The 8285-nt window shown below is 44.7% G+C and carries 5 protein-coding genes and 2 pseudogenes; 1 reads left to right on the top strand and 6 read right to left on the bottom strand.

Annotated features, from left to right (window positions below; translation table 11 throughout):
- Window positions 1-244 precede the first annotated feature (244 nt).
- The 3 genes and pseudogenes from L1D47_RS20195 to L1D47_RS20185 all read right to left on the bottom strand — a co-directional run.
- Window positions 245-550, bottom strand: a pseudogene (locus L1D47_RS20195) (protein-disulfide reductase DsbD domain-containing protein); the annotation flags it as partial.
- Window positions 551-756: 206 nt separating this feature from the next.
- A complete protein-coding gene (locus L1D47_RS20190) occupies window positions 757-1527 on the bottom strand; it encodes a TerC family protein (protein WP_239886565.1) in 771 nt (256 codons plus the stop codon).
- A 360-nt stretch (window positions 1528-1887) separates the two neighbouring features.
- Window positions 1888-2637 (bottom strand): 3-oxoacyl-ACP reductase family protein, encoded by a 750-nt coding sequence (locus L1D47_RS20185; RefSeq protein ID WP_239886564.1) that lies wholly within the window; start codon window positions 2635-2637, stop codon window positions 1888-1890.
- A 122-nt stretch (window positions 2638-2759) separates the two neighbouring features.
- Between L1D47_RS20185 and L1D47_RS20180 the strand changes: the two genes are divergently transcribed.
- Entirely contained in the window at window positions 2760-3683 is a 924-nt protein-coding gene (locus L1D47_RS20180; RefSeq protein WP_239886563.1) for a LysR family transcriptional regulator, read from the top strand.
- Between the two features lie 661 nt (window positions 3684-4344).
- Here the strand turns inward: L1D47_RS20180 and L1D47_RS20175 are convergent.
- The 3 genes and pseudogenes from L1D47_RS20175 to L1D47_RS20165 all read right to left on the bottom strand — a co-directional run.
- A complete protein-coding gene (locus L1D47_RS20175) occupies window positions 4345-5823 on the bottom strand; it encodes an AbgT family transporter (protein WP_239886562.1) in 1479 nt (492 codons plus the stop codon).
- 9 nt (window positions 5824-5832) lie between these two features.
- On the bottom strand, window positions 5833-7719 hold the full coding sequence (locus L1D47_RS20170) for a TonB-dependent receptor (protein WP_239886561.1): 1887 nt from the start codon (window positions 7717-7719) through the stop codon (window positions 5833-5835).
- A gap of 461 nt (window positions 7720-8180) precedes the next feature.
- A pseudogene (locus L1D47_RS20165) lies at window positions 8181-8285 on the bottom strand (IS5/IS1182 family transposase); the annotation flags it as partial.

The raw sequence follows: 8285 nt of genomic DNA, 5'->3' as shown, positions 1-8285 counted from the left end.
AGGGCTGACGAAAAATGACTCACAGTTAGCCATGCTATTCACCTTGGCGAACCTGTTTAAAGTAGACCAGATGTTACGACGACAGCCAAGATCTGTCTGAAATCCGGGAACTGCCTGGAATTAGGTCGAAATTCGGCGTAAAACGGCAGTATGTTGGCCAAAATTGAACAGTTAGCGTTCAAAAATCAGGCGGGCCGCTCAAAACCTCGCTCTATACCTAAATTGCAGGACTTGTTCGCAGTTTCCCTAAAAGCTCAAATCTCTTTGGATGAGGCCAATGCCATACAATGTCACTAAGGTTTTTAGAACCATCCCAAGTCATACTTGGCGCGATCCCGCCTTCACCTGGACTTCTCCAATAGGTTTTCCAGTCCCCCGCTAAGCGCACTTCTAGAAAACCAGCAACCGTCTTGCTCTCGGCATCAACCTGCCCACTGATGACAAATCGTGTCTCGACTGGTGGGTGGTTGGGGTTTTTCAACCAACCTGTAGTCAGTGGTTCTGCCTTGACCACACTGGCAAACAAGGTAGCCACTATTGCTATAAACAACCCTACGAAAGCTAGATGACAAGCTGGTTTGGAATTTTTCATTTATTACCCTATGAAAATAAAATAGATCAAACTAAATACTGAAGATGTGTTTCTTTGATCTATCAACAACCTTTAGAGAAGGTAGAAACAAAATGATTTCTCAATGGAGTCAATGATCGCTTATGATTTTTTACGGTCATTCCTTGTATAGAACCCTTAACAAGTTAGAGTACCTCCTGACCGGTTTTAGACTGGAATGCCTTAATTCGCTGGATGACTAAGGTTCGCTTCTGTTTGTTTTTTATTTGTATATGACATAACTCAAGCGTTAGTCCGAAAACCATAGCAAAGTACACATAGCCTTTATTGATATGAATGGCTAAACCTTCCGCCATTAGTAGTCCCCCCAATAAAACCAAAAACAGTAAAGCCAATGTTTTAAATCCAGGGTAACGAGTAACTAAGTCGTTGATTTTTTCCGCCGTTAAAATCATAAAAATCGCAGATGTCAAAATAGCAGCTATCATAACTGGCACTTCAGATGTTAAACCAACGGCGGTTATGACTGAATCCATAGAAAAAACGGCATCTACCGCTACAATCTGGAGAAGTACGACGGCGAGTCCAGTCCTAGCTTGAGTCGAGTATGACGATGGTGTATGCCTTAACCACGACCAAAGTTCTTTCGCACTTTTAGCCAACAAAAAGCCACCACCCAATATCATAATAATATCTCGTCCAGTAAACGTGATGTGGGTGAAGCTCAGCAAGGGATTAGTCAGAGACATCACCCACGAAATAGAAAACACAAGACCTATTCGCGTTAACACAGCCAGAGCAATACCTAAATTACGTGCAACTTTGCGTTGCTGTTCGGGAAGCCGCTCACATAGAACAGAAATGAAGACGACATTATCGACACCCAAAACAATTTCAAGAATCAATAAAGTTGCAAATACTACCCAGATTTCGGGTTGTAGAAAGAGCTCTAACATGTGCTTATCTCCTTAATACAAGAAGACAATGGGATAAAACGGCACCTAAAGGGGTCGTCCATAGAAGTAATTTACCTCTCTATTTAGAAATGTGGGATTAAGACTAAGCATTTGTTTTAATAACGCTAATTTTTTAATGAGCTATCTGTTTTATTGGGGAGCTCGAGCTTTAACATCGGATGTTTATGTGGTAACAACTGGATGTCATTTGCAAGCATGCAAAACTGTTCAAAACTGATTGGCACTGAATGATTGACCTTTAATGTAGGCCAATCATCCTATATCTCTTTACTCATCATGTATTGATGACTGCTTGAGGTTGCGTTAATCAATCGTGAGTGACTCGACCATGTGTTTTGATTAAGCGGAAAAGCCCCCGTCGATCATTAAATCAGCACCAGTGATGTAACCCGCTTCTGAGCTCGCGACGAATGCTACTAAGCTAGCAATCTCCTCAACTTGACCATAACGACCAAGTGCACCGATAGCTTTTACAGGCTCTGAAGTATCGCCATTGTCTGGGTTTAAGTCGGTATCTACCGGACCTGGTAAAATGTTGTTGACGGTAATGCCTCTAGGGCCTAAATCGCGAGAGAGACCTTTGGCCAATCCGGTTAGTGCAGACTTGCTCATTCCATAGATAGAACCGCCAGCAAAAGGAATGCGCTGAGCGTTCGTACTACTGATATTGATTATTCTGCCATTATTATTCATGTGCTTCGCAGCTTCATGAATCGCCACAAACACACTTCGTACGTTGGTATTGATGGTCTTGTCCCAATCATCCATTGTCAAATTTTCAATACTGTCCCAGATCAGCGTACCTGAATTGTTTACGACAATATCAATTTGACCAAGTTGTTCTATGGTTTCGCTGATTGCATTTCTGATATCTTCAGGCTTAGTGCTATCCGCCTTTATTGCGATGACTTTGCCACCTTGTGAAGTTAAGCTCTCCGCAAGCGCTTTGGCTTTTCCGTGGGATGACACAAATGTAAAAGCAACAGACGCTCCCTCCAGTGCCAACCTCTCAACAATGGCGGCACCAATACCGCGACTGCCACCTTGGATAAAAGCGACCTTACCTTTGAATCTATTGAAGTTATTCATCATGTTTACCTTAATTGAAAAGTCGATGTAATCATCTCGTTGATGTACGCAGAATAATCGATTCACACCTGCTTATTAAGTCTATATAATGACAAACATAAAGTCTTCAAAGGAATTAATTAATGTTAAAAAGCCAGTTTGTGGAAGTTCGTCACTTTGTCACCGTTGCGCAGTTGGGGAGTTTTACCCTTGCGGCTCAAGCGCTTGGGATGACCGGTTCAGCTTTAAGTAAAAGCGTTGCTCGACTAGAAAAACAGCTAGGCACCAAACTCCTTCACCGAACAACTCGACGCATCGCGTTGACCAATGATGGGGATTCCTATTTAGCCGACTGCCTTAAAGCGATGACCATTTTAGAGGAAGCAGAGAAGCGCTTAAGCAATCAACAGTTATTGCCATCAGGGCGTGTGCGTATTGATTTACCCGCAGTTCTCGGTAGAAGAGCAATCCTACCCAAGTTGCTAGAATTAACGTCCAAGTTCGAGCAATTAGATCTATCTATTACCTTTAATGACCGCCCTACGGATTTAGTCAGTGACGGGATTGATCTTGCGATCCGCGTTGGGCACTTAGAAAACTCGGGCGATATTGTTGCACGTAAAATTGGAGAGCAAAAAAGGGTGATATGTGCCTCTCCCTCTTATTTGGCGACTCGAAGGCCGATTACCAAAAAAGAAGATCTATCCCAACATGATTGCATCGTCGGCTGGCCTATAGGACAAAGGCATAGCTGGCTACTGAAAAATGCTAAAGGGGCAACCGAATCTGTCGATATTTCAGCACGTCATGAGATAGCCGACTGTGAAGGTATTTTACATTCGGCTTTATCTGGTGCAGGTTTAGCTCAACTACCAGTATGGTTAGTGAAGCAATACCTTGATGATGGACAATTATGCCCTGTATTAGAGAAACTCAATGGCGAAGGAGCACCCATCAGTATTGTTTGGCTAAAAACACCTTACATTCTGCCTAAAATAAGAGTCATCATAGATGAAATCATTGCATTATCGAGCCGTCATCCTGATATTTTTGAGGCTTCTTTGTAATATTCATTGAAACAGAACACATAACTAGGGAAGGTGCGAACAAGTCGTCGCACAGCTCTGGCTTTGATAGCAGCGACAGTTCAAGGCATTCAACTGAGGGCATGCCGAGGCCTGCTGAAGTTGAATAACGCCGAAATGGTGTTGCTATCAAAGCCCCGCAGGGCGAGGCTTACAGCGGTATTTGCTGCGTTACAGTTCTTGCGAAGGACTAGGGCCATTCGCTGCAAACTGTGCCTAGCATCTATCCACTTTAAGCACACGCAGAGCAAGCANGCACAGCTCTGGCTTTGATAGCAGCGACAGTTCAAGGCATTCAACTGAGGGCATGCCGAGGCCTGCTGAAGTTGAATAACGCCGAAATGGTGTTGCTATCAAAGCCCCGCAGGGCGAGGCTTACAGCGGTATTTGCTGCGTTACAGTTCTTGCGAAGGACTAGGGCCATTCGCTGCAAACTGTGCCTAGCATCTATCCACTTTAAGCACACGCAGAGCAAGCACGGGACTTATTCGCACCTTCCCTAGGTTTACTGTATTTTGGGCAAGCTATAACAAGAATCCGATAACTCCTCTTTCCTGTTGAAGCAGAATTATCGCTGGCTAAAGTTCTGTTTGCTTATATGATATTATTTTTTCAATAATGTTGCTTTCAAAGTCGAGAACAATCAGAGGCCAACAGGTAACTTTAATAGGTAAACCCACACCACTAGCAGCGTTGTCCATGTCAACAAGAAGGTGAGACTAAATGGCAACATCAGTGACATCAAAGTACCCAATTTGGCGTTTTCATCATAGTCTTGTGCCGTAGCTAGGATTAACCCTAGATAACCAAATAACGGGCTGATGATATTCGTCACCGAGTCACCGATACGAAACGCAGCTTGAGTTACTTCCAGCGGAAGACCCACAAAGAACAGTGAAGGAATTAACACAGGAGCCATGATGCTCCACTGTACCACTGGTGAACCCATAAATAAATTCAGGAATGCACTCAGGAGTACTACTGCAATCAATAGAATGGCAGGGTGCAATGTCAAGTCGGACAACTGCTCATTGACAGATACGGCTAAAACACCAGAGAGCTGACTGAGCTTAAACAGATAAATGAGCTGTGAAGCCACAAAGATAATCAAGAGGAATAGACTAAGTTGGCCTAAACTCTTCTGGCATGCCTTGAGTAGATCGCGTTCACCTTTAAAGCTGCCAGATACAAATCCATAAGTGATTCCACTTAAGCCGAAGGCGATAGCAATGATTAGCGGCAAACCATTCATCACCTCGCTGCGCCCTAGAGGCTGACCTTCATAAGGTGCGAGCCAGCCATTAGGCAATATGGCTGACAACACAAAGAACAGCACAATAGAGATAAATAAAATACCAGCGAGTAGCATGGCTGTATCGTCTTGTTTTCTAACCGTTACGGTAAATTCATTAGTCAATGTTTGTGAAGGTCTAAGCTTATGCAGTCTTTTCTCCACCACTTTAAGCGAAACCAAAGTTCCAACCACCACTAATAGCAAAACACTGGCAGACATAAAAAAGTAGTTTGCTAGAGGGCTGACAACATAGTCTGGATCAATCAACTGCGCTGCTGAGGTGGTGATCCCTGAGATAGCCACATCATAAGTAGTCACAAATATTGTCGCATGCGTCCCACCGGCAACACCAGCAAAAGCAGTTGCTAGACCAGCAAGTGGAGGACGACCTGCTGCTTGATAAGCACGACAAGCCAATGGTATCAAAACAATATAGCCCACCGAACCAACTACGTTAGACACGATACCGAGAGCCAAAATACTTGCGGGAAGCTGCCATGTTCCAGTTTTTTTAACCAGGCGTTGTAAAATATAGCGGAGCAGCCCCGATGCATCAGCCAGACCAACACCAATACTTGCCACGACCACAATACCTAGCGGGGGAAAGCTGAGAAAGGCATTCATACTGCCGCCTAGCCACTGTCGGAACAGCTCTGGTGAGAAAAGGTTTTGCACATACTGTTCTTCTTCACCCGGCAGCACGTAAGACACCTGCATTTGTGAAGCTACAAATGAGATCACCGCGATAAGCAGTGATAACCAAAGGAAGAGAAACACCGGGTGAGGAAGACGATTTCCCCACCGTTCAATAGTATCGAAAAGTGACATAGGTATGAATTAGAATTGGTAGGTTAATCCAGCATAAACCGTACGGCCTTGGAGCACTTCAGTATAAGTATCCGGGCTTGATACGTCCTCGTCGGTAAGGTTATTGACGCCAAATTTTAGATCTATGTCATCACTGTATGTATAGCGCAAGCCAAGATCCATTGTGGTGTAAGCCTCAGCTATATCATTGTTACCGAGTTCACCAAGCACTTCACTGCGATAGTGCAAACGAGCAAAGAGATCTGTTGAGTAGGTTATAAACCAAGTTGCTTTGACTGAGGCCTCATGCTCAGAAGTACCCACTAAGCGGTCACCCGTAGTGCCATTTTTAGCATCCAGATAGGTGTATGCCACATCGAAACCAAAGTGCTCAAACTGATGTTCAGCGTAGAATTCAAGACCCTTTAATATCGACTTATTGACGTTTACAAAAGTGAAGTCTCCACTGCTTTGGCGCACCAGTTTAATAATGTCGTCGATTTGGTTATAGAATATGCTTACGCTCGCGCTGGTCGCATGGTGGGTGTAGTATGCACCTAACTCGCTAAAGGTACCTGTTTCGGCTTTTAGTTCCGGGTTACCATAAACATCACAGCGACCACCACAGCCTGGTGCTGTGTAAAACGGTGAAATCTGGGCCATCGTCGGGGCCTTAAAGGCCGTGCCCACCCCAACTTTCATGCTCCAATGTTCGGAAAAGCCGTGGTTAAGGTAGCCTCGGTAAGTCAGTTCGCCATCATACAGTGAATCATGATCGTAGCGTGCGCCAAAGGTAAGGCTTGTATTTCGTGCCACATTTAAATTGGCCTCAACAAAGCTAGAAGAAGTGGTTCGGTCTGCCGAACCACCTGCAAAGCTGCCATTTTCTATTCGCGCTTTGCGAGCCCCCCCCCCAACAGCCACATCGTGCTGGCCGACAGCAATTACCGCTTTGGCATCTGCCCCATAATTCTCTTCACGAATATCCGATGTTGTGACGTCATATGTCACGTCAAAGTCACTATAATTTAGATTTGCCTCAACACTGACATTGTAGCCTAGATACTCATAACCAAGATTATAACGCCCAAGTTCACGAACTTGCTCAAAGCTACGACGGCCCCACATTGCACTGCCAAGCTGTTGCTCTTTAGATAACTGCGCTTCTAGACTCAGCACATGGGCATCGTTTAGCGCAAAATCAAAAGTGTTAACTAAATTATAATTAACTTGTCTGCGACGCTTGGTAAAATCGGTAGCTTCAGGATAAAACGACTCGTTCACACCTAAATAGTTACCATAAACTGTGTAACCAACCGCATCATTGATCGGCATAGAGTAATACAGACCGTAGAGCTGACCATCCCCCCCCTTGTCACCCTCATTAAACTGACCTTCGATACTAAAGCTACCTTCGGTGACACCACGGTGCTTACGAGTGATCACATTGACCACACCGCCCATTGTATCTGCACCGTATAAGGTTGACATTGGACCACGGATCACTTCAATACTATCCACTGCAACACTGGGAGTGAGACTAAGCGCATTATCGCTGCCACGCCATAGGGCTTCGCGGCTGTAACTACGCAGGCCATTGAGTAGTACCTGGGTATAATCGTTACTCAAACCTCGAATACGCACACCACGAGAGCCATTCGCTTGGCTTGATACATTCACTCCAGGGACATCGGCAATTAAATCACCAACGTCAGCATTCATTTGATATTTACTCTGCTCTTGTACATCGACCACACTAATGGTTGCCGGAGCATTGGCCAGACTTACGCCAGCCCCTGCCTTGGCCGTCACGACCAGAGTTTCCATCGGTACCGTTTCTCCTAACGTCGTTTGTGCAGCCAGCAGTTCAGCAGGTAAGACAATGGCTACTACTAAATATAGTGTTGTCGTTTTCAATGTGCTTTCTCCATTAGAATCCCCGCGCAACAATAAACGCCAATGGCAATGATAGCAAGAATTATTACCATTATCGCTAGAGGTTTAATTACTAAATAACTGTTCCAAACAGTAGATCACTACACCAATACGTCTCCAAGTACTAACCTGACACAGTTAGAACACCAAGCCTGATGAGCTTTAGAGCACATGTTCGGAAACTCTTGCGCCACACGGGTTCTGCAAGGTGTTGCACAAATAGAAGCAGTTATTTAGGTGGCAAGCTGCCGGGTTGAAATTAAGTGTGATGTAACCGATTATGTGTCAAAATTCTAAGAAAACTGCGAACAAGTCCTGCAATTTAGGTATCGAGCGAGGTTTTGAGCGGCCCGCCTGATTTTTGAACGCTAAGTGTTCAATTTTGGCCAACATACTGCCGTTTTACGCCGAATTTCGACCTAATTCCAGGCTGTTCCCGGATTTCAGACAGATCTTGGCTGTCGTCGTAACATCTGGTCTACTTTAAACAGGTTCGCCAAGGTGAATAGCATGGCTAACTGTGAGTCATTTTTCGTCAGCCCTTTATA

The sequence above is a fragment of the Shewanella sp. Isolate7 genome (assembly GCF_022398425.1).
Classification (GTDB): domain Bacteria; phylum Pseudomonadota; class Gammaproteobacteria; order Enterobacterales; family Shewanellaceae; genus Shewanella.
This window is presented reverse-complemented; position numbering and strand designations above follow the sequence as displayed.

Excerpts from the sequence above, each read along its gene's own strand:
- L1D47_RS20190 (WP_239886565.1), bottom strand. The coding sequence starts at position 1,527 with ATGTTAGAGCTCTTTCTACAACCCGAAATCTGGGTAGTATTTGCAACT.
- L1D47_RS20180 (WP_239886563.1), top strand. The coding sequence starts at position 2,760 with ATGTTAAAAAGCCAGTTTGTGGAAGTTCGTCACTTTGTCACCGTTGCG.
- L1D47_RS20175 (WP_239886562.1), bottom strand. The coding sequence starts at position 5,823 with ATGTCACTTTTCGATACTATTGAACGGTGGGGAAATCGTCTTCCTCAC.
- L1D47_RS20185 (WP_239886564.1), bottom strand. The coding sequence starts at position 2,637 with ATGAATAACTTCAATAGATTCAAAGGTAAGGTCGCTTTTATCCAAGGT.